General features: G+C 62.3%; 24 protein-coding genes, 1 other RNA gene and 1 pseudogene. 13 read left to right on the forward strand and 13 right to left on the reverse strand.

Translation table 11 applies throughout. The features are described 5' to 3' along the window. The first annotated feature begins 357 nt into the window (after positions 1-357). A complete protein-coding gene (locus ACFX5Q_RS27010; RefSeq protein ID WP_404282904.1) occupies positions 358-2,535 on the forward strand; it encodes a TonB-dependent siderophore receptor in 2,178 nt (725 codons plus the stop codon). A 110-nt stretch (positions 2,536-2,645) separates the two neighbouring features. Further along, positions 2,646-3,098 (forward strand): hypothetical protein, encoded by a 453-nt coding sequence (locus tag ACFX5Q_RS27015; protein ID WP_404282905.1) that lies wholly within the window; start codon positions 2,646-2,648, stop codon positions 3,096-3,098. 72 nt (positions 3,099-3,170) lie between these two features. Here the strand turns inward: ACFX5Q_RS27015 and ACFX5Q_RS27020 are convergent, their stop codons facing one another. Beyond that, positions 3,171-3,680, reverse strand: a complete 510-nt coding sequence (locus ACFX5Q_RS27020; protein ID WP_404282907.1) for an arsenate reductase ArsC — start codon at positions 3,678-3,680, stop codon at positions 3,171-3,173. Positions 3,681-3,888: 208 nt separating this feature from the next. On the opposite strand from ACFX5Q_RS27020, the gene ACFX5Q_RS27025 reads away from it, so the two are divergent. Beyond that, on the forward strand, positions 3,889-4,233 hold the full coding sequence (locus ACFX5Q_RS27025) for a hypothetical protein (protein WP_404282908.1): 345 nt from the start codon (positions 3,889-3,891) through the stop codon (positions 4,231-4,233). Between the two features lie 134 nt (positions 4,234-4,367). Here ACFX5Q_RS27025 and msrB read toward each other — a convergent pair whose 3' ends face one another. From msrB to ACFX5Q_RS27050, 5 genes are all read right to left on the reverse strand, one after another. Next, positions 4,368-4,772 (reverse strand): peptide-methionine (R)-S-oxide reductase MsrB, encoded by a 405-nt coding sequence (msrB, locus tag ACFX5Q_RS27030; protein ID WP_404282910.1) that lies wholly within the window; start codon positions 4,770-4,772, stop codon positions 4,368-4,370. Positions 4,773-4,968: 196 nt separating this feature from the next. Further along, positions 4,969-5,766 (reverse strand): MBL fold metallo-hydrolase, encoded by a 798-nt coding sequence (locus tag ACFX5Q_RS27035; protein ID WP_404282911.1) that lies wholly within the window; start codon positions 5,764-5,766, stop codon positions 4,969-4,971. Positions 5,767-5,785: 19 nt separating this feature from the next. Next, positions 5,786-6,976: a VWA domain-containing protein gene (locus ACFX5Q_RS27040; RefSeq protein ID WP_404282913.1), complete on the reverse strand. Its 1,191-nt coding sequence runs from the start codon at positions 6,974-6,976 to the stop codon at positions 5,786-5,788. Positions 6,977-6,984: 8 nt separating this feature from the next. Further along, positions 6,985-7,431: a GNAT family N-acetyltransferase gene (locus ACFX5Q_RS27045; protein WP_404282915.1), complete on the reverse strand. Its 447-nt coding sequence runs from the start codon at positions 7,429-7,431 to the stop codon at positions 6,985-6,987. A gap of 94 nt (positions 7,432-7,525) precedes the next feature. Beyond that, on the reverse strand, positions 7,526-8,365 hold the full coding sequence (locus ACFX5Q_RS27050; RefSeq protein WP_404282917.1) for an AAA family ATPase: 840 nt from the start codon (positions 8,363-8,365) through the stop codon (positions 7,526-7,528). Between the two features lie 145 nt (positions 8,366-8,510). On the opposite strand from ACFX5Q_RS27050, the gene ssrS reads away from it, so the two are divergent. From ssrS to ACFX5Q_RS27080, 6 genes and pseudogenes are all read left to right on the forward strand, one after another. Further along, positions 8,511-8,666: non-coding RNA, 6S RNA (gene ssrS, locus ACFX5Q_RS27055), on the forward strand. Between the two features lie 138 nt (positions 8,667-8,804). Beyond that, a complete protein-coding gene (locus ACFX5Q_RS27060; protein WP_404282919.1) occupies positions 8,805-9,389 on the forward strand; it encodes a 5-formyltetrahydrofolate cyclo-ligase in 585 nt (194 codons plus the stop codon). 69 nt (positions 9,390-9,458) lie between these two features. After that, entirely contained in the window at positions 9,459-9,908 is a 450-nt protein-coding gene (locus ACFX5Q_RS27065; RefSeq protein ID WP_404282921.1) for a DUF3592 domain-containing protein, read from the forward strand. Between the two features lie 29 nt (positions 9,909-9,937). Further along, positions 9,938-10,024: pseudogene (locus tag ACFX5Q_RS27070) on the forward strand (5-formyltetrahydrofolate cyclo-ligase); the annotation flags it as partial. A 74-nt stretch (positions 10,025-10,098) separates the two neighbouring features. Beyond that, on the forward strand, positions 10,099-10,923 hold the full coding sequence (locus tag ACFX5Q_RS27075; protein ID WP_404282923.1) for a YmdB family metallophosphoesterase: 825 nt from the start codon (positions 10,099-10,101) through the stop codon (positions 10,921-10,923). A gap of 71 nt (positions 10,924-10,994) precedes the next feature. Further along, the gene (locus ACFX5Q_RS27080) at positions 10,995-11,762 is read left to right on the forward strand and encodes a TerC family protein (protein ID WP_404282925.1); all 768 of its coding nucleotides are present in this window, start codon (positions 10,995-10,997) and stop codon (positions 11,760-11,762) included. Between the two features lie 13 nt (positions 11,763-11,775). Here ACFX5Q_RS27080 and ACFX5Q_RS27085 read toward each other — a convergent pair whose 3' ends face one another. The 4 genes from ACFX5Q_RS27085 to ACFX5Q_RS27100 are packed head-to-tail and all read right to left on the reverse strand — an operon-like array spanning position 11,776 to position 13,591. Then, on the reverse strand, positions 11,776-12,243 hold the full coding sequence (locus tag ACFX5Q_RS27085) for an SRPBCC family protein (RefSeq protein WP_404282927.1): 468 nt from the start codon (positions 12,241-12,243) through the stop codon (positions 11,776-11,778). Positions 12,244-12,269: 26 nt separating this feature from the next. Then, a complete protein-coding gene (locus ACFX5Q_RS27090; RefSeq protein ID WP_404282928.1) occupies positions 12,270-12,632 on the reverse strand; it encodes a hypothetical protein in 363 nt (120 codons plus the stop codon). A 54-nt stretch (positions 12,633-12,686) separates the two neighbouring features. Further along, positions 12,687-13,079: a VOC family protein gene (locus ACFX5Q_RS27095; protein WP_404282930.1), complete on the reverse strand. Its 393-nt coding sequence runs from the start codon at positions 13,077-13,079 to the stop codon at positions 12,687-12,689. A 29-nt stretch (positions 13,080-13,108) separates the two neighbouring features. Further along, entirely contained in the window at positions 13,109-13,591 is a 483-nt protein-coding gene (locus tag ACFX5Q_RS27100) for an SRPBCC domain-containing protein (protein WP_404282932.1), read from the reverse strand. A gap of 51 nt (positions 13,592-13,642) precedes the next feature. Here ACFX5Q_RS27100 and ACFX5Q_RS27105 point away from each other — a divergent pair, with 51 nt between their 5' ends. The 3 genes from ACFX5Q_RS27105 (at position 13,643) to ACFX5Q_RS27115 (ending at position 15,261) form a co-directional block, all read left to right on the forward strand. Continuing rightward, positions 13,643-13,966 (forward strand): helix-turn-helix transcriptional regulator, encoded by a 324-nt coding sequence (locus ACFX5Q_RS27105; RefSeq protein ID WP_192182035.1) that lies wholly within the window; start codon positions 13,643-13,645, stop codon positions 13,964-13,966. Between the two features lie 225 nt (positions 13,967-14,191). Next, on the forward strand, positions 14,192-14,941 hold the full coding sequence (locus ACFX5Q_RS27110; RefSeq protein WP_192182036.1) for a YebC/PmpR family DNA-binding transcriptional regulator: 750 nt from the start codon (positions 14,192-14,194) through the stop codon (positions 14,939-14,941). Then, a complete protein-coding gene (locus ACFX5Q_RS27115) occupies positions 14,938-15,261 on the forward strand; it encodes a SelT/SelW/SelH family protein (RefSeq protein ID WP_404282935.1) in 324 nt (107 codons plus the stop codon). The genes ACFX5Q_RS27110 and ACFX5Q_RS27115 overlap by 4 nt, the downstream gene beginning before the upstream one ends. A 34-nt stretch (positions 15,262-15,295) precedes the next feature. On the opposite strand, the gene ACFX5Q_RS27120 is transcribed toward ACFX5Q_RS27115, so the two are convergent. Beyond that, entirely contained in the window at positions 15,296-15,775 is a 480-nt protein-coding gene (locus tag ACFX5Q_RS27120) for a DUF1772 domain-containing protein (protein WP_404282937.1), read from the reverse strand. A gap of 1 nt (position 15,776) precedes the next feature. Next, positions 15,777-16,613, reverse strand: coding sequence for an NAD(P)H-binding protein (locus ACFX5Q_RS27125; RefSeq protein ID WP_404282939.1), 837 nt, complete (start codon positions 16,611-16,613; stop codon positions 15,777-15,779). A 111-nt stretch (positions 16,614-16,724) separates the two neighbouring features. Here ACFX5Q_RS27125 and ACFX5Q_RS27130 point away from each other — a divergent pair, with 111 nt between their 5' ends. Further along, positions 16,725-17,366, forward strand: coding sequence for a TetR/AcrR family transcriptional regulator (locus tag ACFX5Q_RS27130; protein WP_404282940.1), 642 nt, complete (start codon positions 16,725-16,727; stop codon positions 17,364-17,366). 92 nt (positions 17,367-17,458) lie between these two features. On the opposite strand, the gene rpmE is transcribed toward ACFX5Q_RS27130, so the two are convergent. After that, positions 17,459-17,680 (reverse strand): 50S ribosomal protein L31, encoded by a 222-nt coding sequence (rpmE, locus tag ACFX5Q_RS27135; protein ID WP_006200144.1) that lies wholly within the window; start codon positions 17,678-17,680, stop codon positions 17,459-17,461. Positions 17,681-17,759 lie beyond the last annotated feature (79 nt).

The following is a 17,759-nucleotide window of genomic DNA, read 5'->3' on the forward strand; positions in this document are numbered from 1 at the left end:
GGGAGAGGGCCAGCGGGGCCTGAGTGCCCCCTCTTTTGGATTTCTGTTGTTTTAGCTTCGCTAAGCTGAACCGTCGCGCGAGGGTATCGCGCGCGGGCCGATGCCGTTTGGAGCTCGGCGTCCACCTTGGCGGATGGCCGATGCCATGGGTTCGCAATATGGCTTCGCCAGTGCCCTTTTTCGGCATCTTTCGTCGCCTCGCATCAGGGGTGCGTTTTCCCTTCCCACATGCCCTATGACCGGTTGACTAAGAAACATGACTCTCTTAGTCAACATTGAACTTGAATCAGCTAGTCAACAATTCACACGCGCCGGTGACCACTGTCCGCGGCGACCAAAGCAGTGGGGCATATCGAAATGGCATTTCATCGTGGTGGCGACGTGGTTGAACGTGGCGGAGTCCTTTACCGAGGAAGGCTGATTGCCTGCCTGTCGACGCTGCTTTGCGCAGGTCATGCGGCGGCGCAGGAAAGCGGCGCTTCCGCATCGGACGGCACGACGGTGCTGGAGCAGATCACGGTGAGCGACAAAGCCGCCCAAAGCGCGTCCGAGGATGACAGCAAGACGGTCGTCGCCAAGCGCAGCTCCGGCGCAACCAAGACCGACACGCCGCTGATCGAGACGCCGCGCTCCGTGTCGGTGGTGACGCGCAAGGAGATGGAACAGCGCGGCGCGCAGGACATCATCGAGGCGGTCCGCTACTCGGCGGGCGTGACGACCGGCGCCTATGGCTTCGATCCGCGTTTCGACCAGATCTACATCCGCGGCTACAGCACGACGACGATCGGCGATTACAAGGACGGCCTGCGCCAGCCATACATGAACTACGGCACCTTCCGCACCGACCCCTATTCGCTCGAGCGCGTCGAGGTGATCAAGGGGCCGGTGTCCGTCCTCTACGGTGCCGGCACGCCCGCCGGCATCATCAACAAGGTGTCGAAACTTCCCACCGAAGAGAAGATCCGCGAGGTGGAGTTGCTCTACGGAACGCAGGACAGGGCGCAGGCGGCATTCGATTTCAGCGGCCCGGTTCAGGAGGGCAGCAACGATTTCTTGTACAGGGTCGTCGGCCTGGCGCGGAACGGCGAAACCAATTTCGACATCGCCGACGACCGTTATTTCCTGCAGCCTTCGCTGACCTGGGCTCCGGATGCCGCCACGTCGTTTACGATCTATGGGCTGGTGCAGGCCGACGAAACCGACACCGACGTCGGCGCCGTGAAGGACCCGTCGGGAAACATTCTCCAGCTGCGTTCCAGCGATCCGGACTACGACTACCAGAAGATGCGGCAGCAGCAGATCGGCTACAGGTTCGAGCATGAGTTCGACGGCGGCATCACGTTTCGACAGAACCTTCGCTATTCGCATCTGGACCTGAGATCGCGCTATCTCGGCATCTATGACTGGACGGGCACCGTCGCCCATCGCGGCGCGAGCTCGATCCGCGACGAGATGAACGTCTTCCAGGCCGACAACCAGCTCGAAGCCAAGTTCGACACCGGGCCGCTGGCGCATACAGTTCTCTTCGGCCTCGACTATACCAACGTGACGTCTTCCTTCGGCTACGGCTTGGACTTCGTCACCAATCCGGCCTACGACTTCGACATCGCCAATCCCACCTATGGTGTCTCCGGCCCGACGCCGGATTACACTTTTATGCAGTCCGACGCGGATCTGCGCCAGACCGGCCTCTATGTGCTGGACCAGATCGAAATGGACAAATGGCGCTTCACGCTTGGCGGTCGCCAGACCTGGGTCGAGCAGACCCGCGTTCAGCTTCTGAGCGACGGCTCCGAGGATGTGAAGAAGGACGCATTCAGCGTCCAGGCCGGGGCCCTCTATCTGTTCGACAACGGCGTCGCGCCTTTCGCCAGCTACGCGACCTCGTTCGAGCCGATCAACAACCAGTCGGTGTCGGGCGGCATCCTCAAGCCTCAGGAGGGCGAGCAGTTCGAACTGGGCGTCAAGTACCAACCGCCGGGAACCGATATGCTGCTCTCGGCGGTCACCTATCATCTTGTTGAGAAGAACAAGCCGGTCGTCGTCGACGCCAATCTGGGGACATACCGTTCGCTGGGCGAGGTGACCAGCAATGGCTTGGAGCTGGAGGCGCGCGCGGCCGTCATGAACGGGCTGGAGGTGGTCGCCGCCTACACCTACAACCATGCCGAAATCACCGCAGGCGACGGTGTCGGCAATGCGCCGGCCGTCACGCCCGAACATGTGGCGACCCTCTGGGCGAACTACACGTTCGATCAGAGTTCGACCGTTTCGGGCCTGTCGGTGGGGGCCGGGGTGCGGCTCCTCAGCGAGACCTATACGGACACCGCCAACACCAGCAAGAATGACGCGGCCTTCTATCTTGATGCCTCCGCATCCTACGATTTCGGCGCCATCGACAAGAAGTATGACGGCGTCACCGCGGCCTTTGCCGTCCGCAACATTGCCGATGATCGCGCGACGGTGTGCAACGAAGGCTATTGCTATCTCGGCCAGGGCCGCAACATGACCGCGTCCCTGAAATACCGCTGGTAGGTTCCGTGCTCCCTGGCGATGGCCGGGCGTGACCGTTGCATGTCAGCATGATGGTGTGATGTAAGGCAGCCTCGGCTATCCATGAGGCTGCAACGAGCATCGAACCAACCATGAGCGAATTCGATTTCGGAGCCCGCCGCGGTTCGGAATTCCGGCATCGCGGCTTCTGGGCGCTGTTTGCGGAGCGGCATCCGGAAGAAAGGGCAAGGCTGGCCCGGCGCGGACCCTGGTTCTGGCAGCGCGGGCTGCCGGACTTCGCACTGGTCCTTTCCATGTATGTCGCGCCGGCGCAGAACCATGCCGGCGTCTTCTTCGGGCGCAATGAGAAGCTCGGCGCTACCGAGGTCTGGTCGCGGCTGAAGCCGTTCCAGCCGGCGATCGAAGGCAGGCTGAAGCTCAGGCCGGAACAGAGTTGCGAGGGGCTCGGCATCAATTCGCTGTGGCGCGTGAACTGCTTTGCCGAGGACAATTGGCCGGCGATGGCCGACTGGCTGGTGACGGAATGCTCGCGCTTCGAGCGCGCCGTGACCGAAGTGCTCGGAGATGGCGGCGACGGTTCATGAATCGCCTCGCCCTGCTTGCGACTGCGGCCATCCCGACAGGATCGCGATGGCCGCAGCCGGGTCAGGTCTGGTTTAGTTCGGCTTCGCCTGGTCGCGGCCGATCTCGTCCAGATGGTTTTGCAGCGTCAGATGGTCGAGCGCGTCCACAGGCAGGTTGGTGAACAGCGAGATGCGGTTGTTCAGCATGCGATAGGCATCGGCGAAGGCGAGGTGCATCTCAGCGGCGGTGCCGTCCGCCTTGGCCGGGTCCGGTATCGCCCAGAGCGCCGTCATAGGATGGCCGGGCCAGATGGGGCACGCCTCGTTTGCGGTGTTGTCGCAGACCGTGAAGACAAAATTCATTTCCGGCGCATCGGGCGCTGCAAACTCGTCCCAGCCTTTCGAGCGGGCAAAACTCGTGTCGTAGTTGAGGCTTTCCAGCAGCTGCAACGCGTGGGGATTGACCGTGCCTCTCGGCTGCGAACCGGCGGAAAAGGCCTTGAACTTGCCGGCGCCGATCCGGTTGAGGATGGCCTCGCCCATGATGGATCGCGCCGAATTGGCGTTGCAAAGAAACAGGACGTTGTAGAAATTGTCGCTCATCTCAAGACCTCCCTGGCAGGCGACTGGATGATTGGCCGGCAGTTCCGGCAGGTGCCGATGATGCCGACAGGGGCGACGTAGGAAGGTTTGACGACGGTTTGATGACAATCGTTCAAATAACAGGCTCGCGCATACCCGACTATAGCTTCGCGTCGACAGACTTGCTGCATTCGGCATGTCGGCCGCCGTTAAAAAGAAGGCCGCGGCAATGAGTTCTCCGGAGCCCCTGGCAGGCGAAGGCGGCGAGGCAGGCCGCACGCCGGGCTTCTTCCGCTCGCGCTGGCAAGGCCTGGTGCCGCTCGATCGACTGTTCTGGCGCGACCTGGTGCTTGTCGGCACGGCGATCAACATCGCTTTGTCGGTGGTGGCGCTGATCCTGCTCGGGATGAAGCTGTCGCTGGCCGTGGTCCTGGCGGTGCATTTCCTGCCAGTGCCCTACAATATCTTCCTGACCTTTGCCGTCTGGCGCACCGCGGAAAGATCCGGTGGTGCCAAGGCTTCGCTGATGATGCTGGGTTCCGCGCTTTGGCTGATCCTGGTGGTCGTGGTCTGACAGGCTCGAATGCTTGTTCACCGGCAAAGAAAAAGGCGGCCGAAGCCGCCTTTCCATTTTCATCGACTTGCCGCTCTATCTCTTGCTTAGACGCAATTCCGGACGGAAAACCGTTCACACTTTCCTGGAATTGCTCAGGCGGCCGGTTCGAATTTCAGCGCCACGCCGTTGATGCAATAGCGCAGGCCTGTCGGCGGCGGGCCGTCGTCGAAGACATGGCCGAGATGGCTGCCGCAGCGGGCGCAATGGCATTCGGTGCGGACCATGCCATAGCTGCGGTCGATCGTGTTCTCGACGGAGCCCGGCACCGGGTCGTTGAAGCTCGGCCAGCCGGTGCCGCTCTCGAACTTCAGTTTGGATTCGAACAGAGGCTGGTCGCAGCCGACGCAGGAAAAGGTACCGGCGCGCTTCTCGTAGAGCAAGGCGCAGCTTCCGGGACGTTCGGTGCCATGATTGCGCATGACGGCATATTGCTCAGGCGTCAGCCGGGCGCGCCATTCGGCGTCGGTGCGGGTAACGGGGTAGGTGTGGGTGTCCATGAAGAATCTCCTCGGCCTTGGCGGCTTGTTACTACAGCGCCGCGCGTCCGTCGGACGCGCAAAGGACGCTGTAGCGCTTTGGTTTGCGCATGATCCTTTCCGAACCGGAGGTTCGGGGTCATGCGCGAGTTGCAGCCTGTATTCGCACCAACATAGGCATTTGTTACGGCGTTTGCCCGGATTTTCGATCGTGCTCTCAGGCGATCGCCGCGAGATAACGCGCAACCGAAGCTCCGAATGCCACTTTCGCCCCGCCGATGATGTTCTGGTTCCACCAGGCACCATAGATATGGTCGAACTCGAAAGGCTCCAGCGCCGCCGCGATGCGGCGCAAAGCCGTCGCGTTCAGCGGGATGTAGTTCGGGTAGCTGTACATGAAGCTGACATGACGGCGGGTCGGCGTGACTTGCAGGATGTCGCCGGACAGCAGGGCGTTGCCGCCGTCGCGCTTCCAGTGCATCACCTGGCCACCAGCAAAGTGGCCGCCGCAGCGGATGAGTGTCAGCGATGGATTGATGGCAAGCCTCTCGCCTTCCCAACTAACGATGGCAGGATGCGGCCGCATGATCCATTGGCGGTCGTCGGCATGGAGATAGATCGGCACGCCGCCAAACGCTTCGCTCCACTCGACCATCACCGAATAGTAGTGACAGTGCGAGATGGCGATGGCAGCCAGGCCGCCACGCCGGTTGATCTCGGCCGCCGCTGCGTCGCTGACCATCGAGATGCAATCCCACAGCACATTGCCGTGCGGCGTTTGCGCCAGCAGAGCCCGCTGGCCGATGGCGAAACGCGGCTCGATGCCGAAGGCGAGCACGCCGGCTTCGTCCTTCATCACAAGCCGATGCGTGGCGGCGAGCTCTTCCGGCGTGATCCAGGCCTGGCCCTCCCAGCGCACGAACTGCCGTTCGTCCTCGCAGATCGGGCAGTGTTGCGGCGGCGCATCGCTCGCCGCGAACTGGACACCGCATTGCAGGCAGAGAAAGCAGGTCATGGTGGCTCCGGGAGACTGCTCAGTGCTTGCGCGAAAGCTGCTTCGTCGCGGCCTCGAGCCCGGCCAGCGTCAGCGGAAACATGCGGCCGCCGAAGATGTCGCGGATGATAGTGATCGAATGGGTAAACCCCCAGTTCTTCTGGTTTTCCGGGTTAAGCCAGACGGCGTTCGGCCATTGCTGCAGCAGGCGAGCCAGCCAGATCGCGCCCGCCTCCGGGTTCCAGTGCTCGACCGAGCCGCCTGGGTGTGCGATCTCGTAGGGGCTCATCGAGGCGTCGCCGACTATAATCACCTTGTAGTCCGGCCCGTATTTGTGGAGCAGGTCGAAGGTCGGGGTCGTCTCGGCGAGACGGCGGCGATTGTCCCGCCAAACGCCTTCGTAGAGGCAGTTGTGGAAATAGAAATATTCGAGCTGGCGGAATTCGGCGCGAGCGGCCGAAAACAGCTCCTCGACGGTCCTGATGTGGTCGTCCATCGAGCCGCCGACATCGAAGAACATCAGGAGCTTCACCGCATTGCGCCGTTCGGGCCGCGTCTTGACGTCGAGATAGCCGTGCTCGGCGGTGGCGTGGATGGTGCCGGGCAGGTCGAACTCCTCCTCGGCACCCTCGCGCACCCAGCGCCGCAGCCGCTTCAGCGCGATCTTGATGTTGCGGGTGCCAAGTTCGACTGCGTCGTCGAAATTCCTGAACTCGCGCTTGTCCCAGACTTTGACCGCGCGGCGGTGGCGGCTTTCGTGCTGGCCGATGCGCACGCCTTCGGGATTGTAGCCATAGGCGCCGAAGGGCGAGGTGCCGCCGGTGCCGATCCACTTCGAGCCACCCTGGTGCCGGCCTTTTTGCTCCTCAAGCCGCTGTTTCAGCGTTTCCATGAGCTTGTCGAAACCGCCGAGCGCCTCGACCAGCTTTTTCTCCTCCTCGGTCAGGTGCTTTTCGGCGAGCCGGCGCAGCCATTCCTCGGGAATGTCGGCGACGTCGACCGCATCCGGTCCGCCCAGCGCCTCGACGCCCTTGAAGACATGCGCAAACACCTGGTCGAAACGGTCGATGTGGCGCTCGTCCTTCACCAAAGCGGCGCGGGCGAGGTAGTAAAAACCCTCGACGTCATAGTCGACCAGCCCGGCCTCCAGCCCCTCCAGCAGCGACAGATATTCCCAAAGCGAGACGGGAACCCGTGCGGCCTTCAGTTCGAGGAAGAAGGGGATAAACATGGCGCTATCTACAGCAGATCATACTCGATGAATCCCGTCCGCCGCGCCACATGGTCGTAGAGCTTGCGCGCGGTGGCGTTGGTCTCGTGCGTCATCCAGTAGACGTTCTTGACGCCGATCTTTGCCGCTTCCTGCTTCACCGCTTCGATGAGCGCAGCACCCACGCCCTTGCCGCGCACCTCCGGGTCGGCGAACAGGTCCTGCAGATAGCAATTGTTTTTTTCCGACCAGCAGGAGCGGTGGTAGAGATAGTGAGTGAGGCCAACCGCCTTGCCGTCGAGGGTGGCGATGAAACCCTTCGGCTCGAACTCGCCTGCCGTGAACAGCCGCTTCCAGGTGACGGCGTAGACCTCCTCCGGGAGCTTGGTTTCGTAGAAGGTGAGATAGGCGGTCCACAGGCGCTGCCAGTCGGCACGGTCGGACTGCGCCAAGGGGCGGATGGTGATCTCGGTCATTTCGTTCTCCTCCGAAGCTTGTGGCTTGAAGCTGCCTCGGCGCCCGGTTGGCGGCAACGGTCCAGCGAGGGGATAACCGCTGTCCGGTCTTTTCCTACCCCTGCCGTCTCGCCATGAAAGCCAGGCGCTCGAACAGATGCACGTCCTGCTCGTTCTTCAGCAGCGCGCCGTGCAGCTTGGGCAGGGCATTCTTCGGATCGGCGCGCAAATCCTCGGGCGCGATGTCGTCGGCAACCAGCAGCCGGATCCAGTCGAGCGCCTCGGAGGTCGAGGGCTTCTTCTTCAGCCCGGGCACGTCGCGGATCTCGTAGAACTGGGTGAGTGCGGCGCGAACCAGATTCTGCTTGATGCCGGGATAGTGCACGTCGACGATTCTGTGCAGCGTCTCGACATCGGGAAAGCGGATGTAGTGGAAGAAGCAGCGGCGCAGGAAAGCGTCCGGCAGTTCCTTCTCGTTGTTGGAGGTGATGATGACGATTGGCCTGACCGCGGCACGGATCGTCTCGCCGGTCTCGTAGACGAAGAACTCCATCCGGTCGAGTTCCTGCAACAGGTCGTTGGGGAACTCGATGTCGGCCTTGTCGATCTCGTCGATCAAAAGCACGACCTTCTTGCCGGCCGCAAACGCCTCCCACAGTTTGCCGCGCTTGATGTAGTTCCTGATGTCGTTGAAGCGGTCGTCGCCGAGCTGGCTGTCGCGCAGCCGCGAAACGGCGTCATACTCGTAGAGGCCTTGCTGCGCCCTTGTGGTCGACTTCACGTGCCATTCGATCAACTCGAGGCCGAGCGCTGCCGCCACCTGGCGGGCAAGCTCCGTCTTGCCGGTGCCCGGCTCGCCCTTGACCAGCAATGGCCGCTCCAGCGCGATCGAGGCGTTGACCGCGACCATCAGATCCTTGTCGGCGACATAGGCCGCCGTGCCTTCGAAACGCATTTTTGCTCCTCGGTTCGATCGAGCCGACCGTAAGGAGGCGGCTTGGCCGGCGCAAGGGTGGGTGGCGGTGGCGAGGGCCTGGACCCAGCGTGGAAAGAATGTCGTCTCTCTGGCGCTTGGCCACCCATCGGCCTATATTGGGGTTGGCGGTCTGCGCTTCCCGGCAGGAGACACTTTTCCCCGGGGCCTTAACGATCCTTAGGGAGCTGTCCCTGGGAAGACCCGTGGGTTTTCTCACACGGCGCCCACCTACTTTGTAGGCACCCGGGATCGACTTCTCCACCGGTTGTGTGGATCGTCACTCGTTGAAAAGATCATATTTGGCGGATTTTGTCGTCGCGCCGCTTTGTGCGGTGCTCACGAACGAAAAGTTCGCTCCGCTCCTCCAAAACGTCGCTCCTAAAACTCCATCCAAATCTGACCTTTTCTAGCGTCGCGCATGACATCTTCCAAAGAACTAAAAAAACAGCTGCGCAAGGAAGCTCTCGGGAGGCGCGATGCCCTCGACGAATTCTGGCGCGTGGAAATCGCGCTCGAAATGGCCGAGACCGCGCGCGACCAGCTCGCGGTCGAACCGGGCCAGATCGTCTCCGGTTTCTGGCCGATGCGTTCGGAAGTCGACGTCCGGCCATTGATGTTCGCCTTGCGCGAAAAGGGCGCGCGGCTCTGCCTGCCGGCCATTCTCGACAAGACCACCATCGTCTTTCGCGAACTGGTGCGTGGCACGCCACTGGTCGAGATGGGCTTCGGCACAATCGGCCCGCATGAAGAGGCCGCGGTGCTCGACCCGGCCGTAATGCTGGTGCCGCTCGCTGCTTTCGACGCGCGCGGCCACCGCATCGGCTACGGCGCCGGCTATTACGACCGCGCCATCGCCAAGCTTGTCGACAAGGGGCAGCCGCCACGGCTGATCGGCATCGCCTTCGACTGCCAGGAGGTGGCACAGGTGCCGGACGAAAACCATGACGTGATCATTCCGGAAATACTCACCGAGAGCGGGCTGCGCCGGTTCGGTATCTCTTGAAATATGATGATCCGCTTAACGCGTTTCTAAGACATATCGGATAGTACTTCTGTAATACAATCCGATTCGATGGCAGCAATAGCTATGATCTTATTGCGTTTCCTCCTGATGCCGTTCGCCTTGATCGCGGTAGTGTTGTTTGCGATGGGATTGCACATCACCGGAACCACCCTGTATCACAAAGCCGCCTGGTATCAGACGGTCGCCACCGTGACGGATGTCGATCCCTACACTGAAACGAAAAAAAACGGCCTCACGATAGATGGCATCAATGTCGCCGTTGCCTATGTGGTTGACGACGCGCCGATGACTTGGTCCGGAAAGGGAAAGGTCATCGGTCTTTACCAGGCGGCCATAGGCGACAAGGTAGAAATGTATTACGACCCTGCCGATCCATCGAACCTCGATACCGCTGCAATGAAAGGCTGGCGCGGCGGGCTGTTGCTGGATGCCGCTACCGGCGGTTTCAGCGCCTTCTACGTCTGGTTCTTCTGGCTACGCCGGCGGAACGCGCCGTAGACGCCGCCTGGCCCGATCGCGTTGCGGGCGCACAGGTGCCGGATGAGAATCACGGCGTGATCATTCCGGAAATACTCACCGAGAGCGGGTTGCGTCGCTTCACCCCGCAATTGTAGATAGTCTTGGGGTGCATGGTCTTTTGCGGAAAGTCATGCAGCTGGTGCTTCATGGACTTTCGGCTCGGGATCTTATGAGACTTCTCTTCCTCGGCGACATGGTTGGCAAGACTGGACGGACAGCGGTGTGGGAACAACTGCCCGGCCTGATCGCCGATTTCAAGCTCGACTTCGTCATCGTCAATGGCGAGAATGCCGCTGGCGGCTTCGGCATCACCGAAGAGATCTTTCGCGAGACGATCGCGGCCGGTGCCGACGTCGTCACCACAGGCAACCATGTCTGGGACCAGCGCGACGCGCTTGTCTTCGCGCCGCGCGAAGAGCGCTTCCTGCGCCCGTCCAATTTTCCCAAGGGCACGCCGGGGCGCGGCTCCGGCGTCTACATCGCCAGGAACGGCGCGCGGGTCCTGGTCGCCAACATCATGGGCCGCGTGTTCATGCACCCCGAGTTGGACGATCCGTTCCAGGCCGGCGAGCGCGAACTCGCGGCCTGCCCGCTCGGCGAACAGGCCGATGCGGCAGTCATCGACTTCCACGCCGAGGCGACGTCGGAAAAGATATGCTTCGCGCATTTCGTCGACGGCCGCGCCAGTCTGGTCGTCGGCACCCATACCCACCAGCCGACCGGCGACCACCAGATACTCAATGGCGGCACCGGCTATATGTCCGACGCCGGTATGTGTGGAGACTATGATTCCTCGCTCGGCATGGACAAGGAGGAGCCGCTCAACCGCTTTCTGTCGAAAGTGCCGAAAGGTCGCTTCGAGGCGGCGAACGGGCCGGCGACGCTGTGCGGCGTCGGCATCGAGATTTCCGACCGCACCGGGCTGGCCGAGAAGATCGCGCCGTTTCGTCGCGGGCCGCGGCTCGAGGAAACCGCGCCGTCCTTCTGGTCATGACATTGATATAGACGCACGCAATACCTAATTGCCGGCGACACCTGCTTCAGATCGTAGAGGGGACGACCTCCATGCAGCTCATCGAATTCCTGGCACCGCATTTTGCCTTTGTCTCCGACCCGACCGCCTGGGTCGCGCTGTTGACGCTGGTGGTGCTGGAGGTCGTGCTCGGCATCGATAATCTGATCTTCATCTCGATCCTGACCAACAAATTGCCGGAAGCGCAGCGGGCCCGCGCCCGGAAGCTGGGCATCTCGGCGGCGCTGATCATGCGGCTGGTGCTGCTTGCCACCATCTCGATCATCGTCCAGCTGACGACGCCGGTGTTCACCGCCTTCGGTCATGGCTTCTCCTGGCGCGACCTGATCCTGATCGCCGGTGGCCTGTTCCTTGTCTGGAAAGCGACCAAAGAAATCCACCATACGGTCGATCTCGACGATCATCAGGATTCGATGATGGGAGAGACGCTGCAGCTTTCGCTCGCCGGCGCCATCTTCCAGATCCTGCTGCTCGACCTCGTCTTCTCGATCGATTCGATCATCACCGCCGTCGGCATGACCGACGAGATCGCCATCATGTACATCGCCGTGATCGTGGCGGTCACCGTGATGATGCTGGCCGCCGCGCCGCTCGCCAACTTCATCGCCAAGAACCCGACGATCGTCATGCTGGCGCTGGGCTTCCTCTTGATGATCGGCATGACGCTGATCGCCGACGGCATGGGTTACCATGTGCCGAAGGGCTACATCTACGCCGCTATGGGGTTCTCGGCGCTGGTCGAAGGCCTCAACATGCTGGCGCGGCGGCGGCGGAAGGCAAGGTCCGGCGGCGGGCACTGAGGCTGGCCGGCTCTTAGCTCGCCGGCACACCCTTCGGATGGCGATCGCCGATTAGGCCAAGCGTCAGGCCCTGTTCCAGCCACGCCTTGGCGCCGGCCAGCACGAGCGAGAAGCCGCCGGTCGAATCGATCGCCTGCTTGACCTGTTCGTCACCGCTGCCGGCGAAGCCGAAATTGCGGATATCGAGAAAGGTCGCGTTGCCCGGTATCTCGGTGAAGGTCCAGACCACCGTGGTCGGCGGGTCGCTCCACTGCATGACGATCTTCTTGTCCTTGACGATCTCGCTGACATCGACTGCCGTCGAGACGCCGTACATGCGCCATTCCCACTGAACCGGCTTGCCTGCGTCCAGCCGGCCGCTACCATGGGTGAACCAGAATTTCGTGGTGATCGCCGGGTCGACGATCGCTTCAAACACCTCGGCAACGGGCCGCCTGATCAGCATGGCGGTTTCGGCGGTTGGTGCTTCGCGGATTTCCATGGCGGTCTCCTTTCAGGCTTTGGCCCTCACCAGGCGTCCGGTTCGCGCACCATGTGGATGATGCTGGCCGGATTGGCGATCCAGAAGCCGCGAAAACCTTCGCCCAGGAGTTCGATCGCGTCGCAGCGCACAACGCCGGTCTTGGCGAAATGATCCGCGGCGACCGGGAAATCGTCCGTAAACAGCTCCAGCCAGATTTCGGCCTGGCTCATCATCGGCGCTTCATCGATCCACAGGCGGTTGGGGCCGAGCTCGAAGCCGATTGCCGGCGCCTTGGCGGTGAACGGCTTCAGGCCGACGACATCGCGGTAGAAGGCGATCGTCGCCTCATATTGATGCGGCGGTACCTTCATGGCGATGTTGACGCCGCCGGTGATCTTCGCGGTCATTGCTGGCTCCGTTGTCATGTTCAGCTGCTGCTTGTCGGCTCGGCCCAGCGCTCGCTACGCCAGATTGATCTGCCAGGAGACTCCGAACCTGTCGTTGAGCCATGCGAAACGGCGGCTGAAGCCATAATTGTCGGGCGCCATCAGGAACGCGCCGTCCTTCGCCATTGCCTCGACAATGCGGTTCAGCTCCTGCTCGGAGGAACAGTCCACGTAGAGCGAGGCCGACGGCGTGAAGGTGAAGGCATGGTGCACCGGGCTGTTGAAAACCATCACGTCCAGGCCGCCGATGGACACACGCGCCAGCTTGAGCGTTCCTTCCGGGCCATCTTCGCCGGGGCCGTAACGGGTGACGTCAAGGACACTGCTGTCGGGAATGGTCTCGCAGTAGAAGGTCGTCGCTTCCTCGGCCTTGCCCTCGAACATCAGGAATGGCGTCACCTTCTTCATAGCAGGTCTCCGTCTCCATCCACGGTCGCTCAGATATTGGTCTCGTTGGCGGGTTCGCCCTTCATCTCACTGCGGTAATAGCCATCGCGCAGGTTTATGCCGTATTCGACATAGGCCTTCATGCAGGCCAGCATCTGCGACCAGCCCTCGCAATTGAGGTAGGATTTTTTCAATCCGACCTCTCCTTCACGCCAGCCGGCCTCTGCGATGGTGACGAAGGTGCCGCCATCGTCCAGCGGCTCGAAATTCATTTCGATGCGCGTCTTGTAGGCCGACTTGCCGTCGGCGTCGGTGGCGTCCCAACGCAGCACGATGCGGCTGTCTTTCGCGACCTCGTCGACTTCGACGGGCACCGTCTTCCACCATGTTACGGTAGTGCCCGCCACCAGCGGTGCGCTGGCGCCGCCTATGGTGGTGAAGTAGCCGCTGAGCTTGTTCGGATTGACGACCGCGTCGAAGACTTCGGCGACCGGTTTGCCGATGCGTCCGGAGATCTTGAATCCAAGGGACATATCCACAGCTCCTTCCTTGATCTGCCCAACAATATGTTATAGGAATATAACATGTCAAGCCGATCGCAAGACGACAATGTTTTCAAGGCGCTGGCGCATCCACGCCGGCGCGAATTGCTTGACCAGATGAAGGACGCGCCGCGCACCACCGGCATGCTGTGCGAGGCCTTTCCCGACATGGACCGCTGTACCGTCATGCTGCACCTCAAGGTGCTGGAGGAGGCCGAGCTGATCGTGGCGCGGCGCGACGGGCGCGAGCGCTGGAACCATCTCAACGCGCTGCCGATCAAGCAGATCCACGACCGCTGGATCAGCCAGTATGCCGGCCACGCGATCAGCATCATCGACCGGCTGAAGTCCGATCTCGAGGCGTGAACGGCCGCGGGCCAGACCCGTCGGGCTGATCCCGTACTGGTCGCCAACGGCGCGGCTGGACGAATTGAGCCGATTTATTTATAAGCCGGCCATTCCGACAGAGAGCGCCGTATGTCCAACCGGGCATACTAGGGACGTTCTGAAAATTTGAATTCGAGCATTTTCGCAAACGTCGGGTGAAACCGCCCGGCCGCAAATGCTCTAGCCGAAGACGACAGGGGTGCCATGGCTGGCCATTCACAGTTCAAGAACATCATGCACCGCAAGGGCCGCCAGGATGCGGTGCGGTCGAAAATGTTTTCCAAGCTGGCGCGCGAAATCACCGTCGCCGCCAAGACCGGGACGCCGGACCCGTCGATGAACCCGCGCCTGCGCCTTGCCGTGCAGAATGCCAAGGCGGTGTCGATGCCGAAGGACAACATCCAGCGCGCCATCAACAAGGCGTCGATGGGCGATGCCGAAAACTACGAAGCCGTGCGCTACGAAGGCTACGGGCCGGGCGGCGTGGCGCTGATCGTCGAGGCGCTGACCGACAACCGCAACCGTTCGGCCTCGAACGTGCGCGCGGCCTTTACCAAGGCCGGCGGGGCGATGGGCGAAACCGGCTCGGTGTCGTTCATGTGGGATCGGGTCGGCGAAATCTATTATCCGGCGTCAGTCGGCAGCGCCGAAAAGGTCATGGATGCGGCGATCGAGGCCGGCGCCGACGACGTGCAGTCGGACGAGGAAGGCCACACCATCTATTGCGCCTTCGAAAATCTCGGCGAAGTCTCCAAGGCTCTGGAAGGCGCGCTCGGCGAAGCCGAATCGGTGAAGCCGATCTGGCAGCCGCAGAACAATATCCCGGTCGACGAGGAGCGCGCGCAGTCGCTGATGAAGCTGGTCGCCACGCTCGAGGACGACGACGACGTGCAGAGCGTCTACGCCAATTTCGAGGTCGACGACGAGACCATGGCCAAGCTCAGCGCGGCATGACCGAAAAGCCGCTGCCCACCATCCGCATCACCTATTGCACGCAGTGCCAGTGGCTGTTGCGCGGCGGCTGGATGGCGCAGGAACTGCTTTCCACCTTTGGCACGGATCTCGGGGAGGTGACTCTGGTACCGGGCACCGGCGGCATCTTCACCATCTCCTGCAACGACACGCTCATCTGGGACCGCAAGCGCGATGGCGGCTTTCCGGATGCGGCCAAGCTCAAGCAGCTGGTCCGCGACGTCATCGACCCGGACCGCGATCTCGGCCATGCCGACCGCAAGGGGCATACGTCAAAAGACACGCAAAAAGACACGGCCTGAGGCGAGGTCTTTTTTTGCCTTTGGGCGGTCGCTTTCAGATCAATGCGAAAATGAAGCAGGCCATCGCAACGATGGCGGTGATGGTGCGGACGTGGTTCCACATCACCCACTTGCTCAGATAGTTCGTCCACACGGCGGCACCGTTGCTGCTTGCCGGATCGACGGCGGCGAGCGCGTCGTTGAGCGGCACGTTGAAGACCATGGTCACGATCGGGCTGCCAACGAGATAGAGCAGCGCGCCGGTGAGCAGCCAGAAAGAGCCCGGCTGGCCCCAGCCGATGATCGCGCCGGCAATGAGCACCAGGCAGACCAGCCCGGTGCCGAAAAGCGCGGTCATGAACAGCGGCGTGATGACGGTGACGTTGATCGAATTCATCGCGGCGATGCCGCCTGGGGCGGGCAGCCGGGCAAGTCCCGCCATGATGAAATTGGAAAAGGCGAAGAACACGCCGCCGACGATGCCCGAGCCGAGCGCGGCGATGAAGATGAGGGCGGGAAGAAGCTTCGCGATCATGTCAGTTGCTCCAGATGCCGGAAGCGGCGGTTTCGGTTGTATAGGCGGAAAAGTCTTTTGGCGCACGGCCGAGAACACGCTGGACACCGTCGGTCAGCGCCTCGTTGCGGCCGTCGAGCACCTCGGTGAACAGCTCGTTGAGCAGCCAGGCAAACTCGGCCGGCAGTTCGTGCGCGGCGATTGCGGCGGCGAACTCGGCATGCGAAATCTGCTTGAAGCGGATGTCGCGGCCGGCCGCCTTGCCGATCTCGGCGATCGCGTCGGCGAAACTCAGCAGCCGCGGTCCGGTCAGTTCATAAAGCTGGCCGACATGCCCTTGCTGGGTAAGCGCCGTCACGGCGGCCTCGGCGATGTCGTCTGCATCGACAAAGGGTTCTCCGACATCGCCGACCGGCAACGCAACCTCGCCCTCGAGCAAGGGGTCAAGCAGAAAGCTCTCACTGAAGTTCTGGGCAAACCAGGCACAGCGCAGGATCGTCCAGTCGGCGCCCGAAGCCTTCAGCATCTCCTCGGCGCGCTGGGCCTCCGTTTCGCCCCGCCCCGACAGCAGCACCAGCCGCGTGATGCCGTTTTGCACCGCAAGATTGGCGAAAGCGCCGACCGCTTCAGCGGCACTCGGCACGGAAAGATCGGGGTAGTAGCTGATGTAGACGGCGCCCACGCCCCGCATTGCCGGGGCCCAGGTCGCGTCGTCTTCCCAGTCGAAGGATGGGGCGCCGGAACGTGAGCCGATGCGCACCGGAAGGCCGCGCGCCGTCAGCCGCTCGGCGATGCGGCGGCCGATCTTGCCGGTGCCGCCGAGGATCAAGGTCGGATGTTTCGCTGTGGTGTCAGTCATCTCGGTTTCCTCTTTCACAAACATGAGAAATCCTCACATTTGCAAAACGTGATAAACCCTCGTATTTTGCGAGTCAAGCCAGTTTGTCGAAGAATGTTTCCGGAGAGAGCCATGGAAGGCAGGATCGCGTCGCCTCAACAGGATGGGCAGGTCGCATCGCCGCGCCGGGCGCCCAGCCAGCAGCGCAGCCGCGAGCGGGTCGAGCGGATGCTGGCCGCCGCCTCGGTGCTGATCGCCGAGCAGGGCAGCGACGCCATGCGCATGGGCGAGGTGGCGGAAAGGGCAGGCGTGTCGATCGGCTCGCTCTACCAGTTCTTCCCGGACAAGCGGGCGATCGTCTGGGCGCTGGCCGAGCGCTACACCGCCGAAAGCCAGGCCTGCATCGCGGCCGCGCTGAAGGACATCGGCGATGCCGAAGGCCTGCGGCAGGCGTTTTCGGAGCTGGTGGACATCTACTACCGGCTGTTCCTGGCCGAGCCGGTCATGCGCGACATCTGGTCGGGCACGCAGGCCGACAAGGCGCTGCGCGAGCTCGAGCTGGCGGACAGCCGCGCCAATGCCGAATTCCTCATCGCGGTGCTGAGGCGGCTCAAGCCCGGTGCTGATCCGGTGGCGCTGGAGACGACGGCGTTTTTCGTCTGGCAGATGGGCGAGGCCGCGATGCGGCTGGCGATCTCTGTCGATCGAGAGGAAGGCGACAGGCTGGTGGCAGCCTACAAGCGCATGGCGCTGCGGGAATTGCTTGCCGAGTAGGCCGCGCGCTAGCGGCTGAGAAGTGGCAGGGCCCAATCAACAAAAAACCCGCCTCGAAGGCGGGTTCTTTATCCGTGAAAGGCTGTTGCGGCTTAGATGCCGAAGCCTTCGAAACGCTTCTTGAACTTCGACAGGCGACCGCCGCGGTCGAGCAGGGTCTGCTGGCCGCCGGTCCAGGCCGGGTGGGTGGTCGGGTCGATATCGAGGTTCATCGTATCGCCTTCCTTGCCCCAGGTCGAACGGGTCATGTATTCGGTGCCGTCGGTCATGACGACCTTGATCGTGTGGTAGTCGGGATGGATGTCGGTCTTCATGGTTCTGTTCCTGGCTTGCCGGCGCTGCCGACGGGCCCATGGCCTGCGTCGATGCGCCCCTTTTTAAAATTCGAAGCCG

Origin of the sequence: Mesorhizobium sp. IMUNJ 23033 (assembly GCF_044778005.1) — a bacterium.
Lineage (GTDB): Bacteria > Pseudomonadota > Alphaproteobacteria > Rhizobiales > Rhizobiaceae > Mesorhizobium > Mesorhizobium amorphae_A.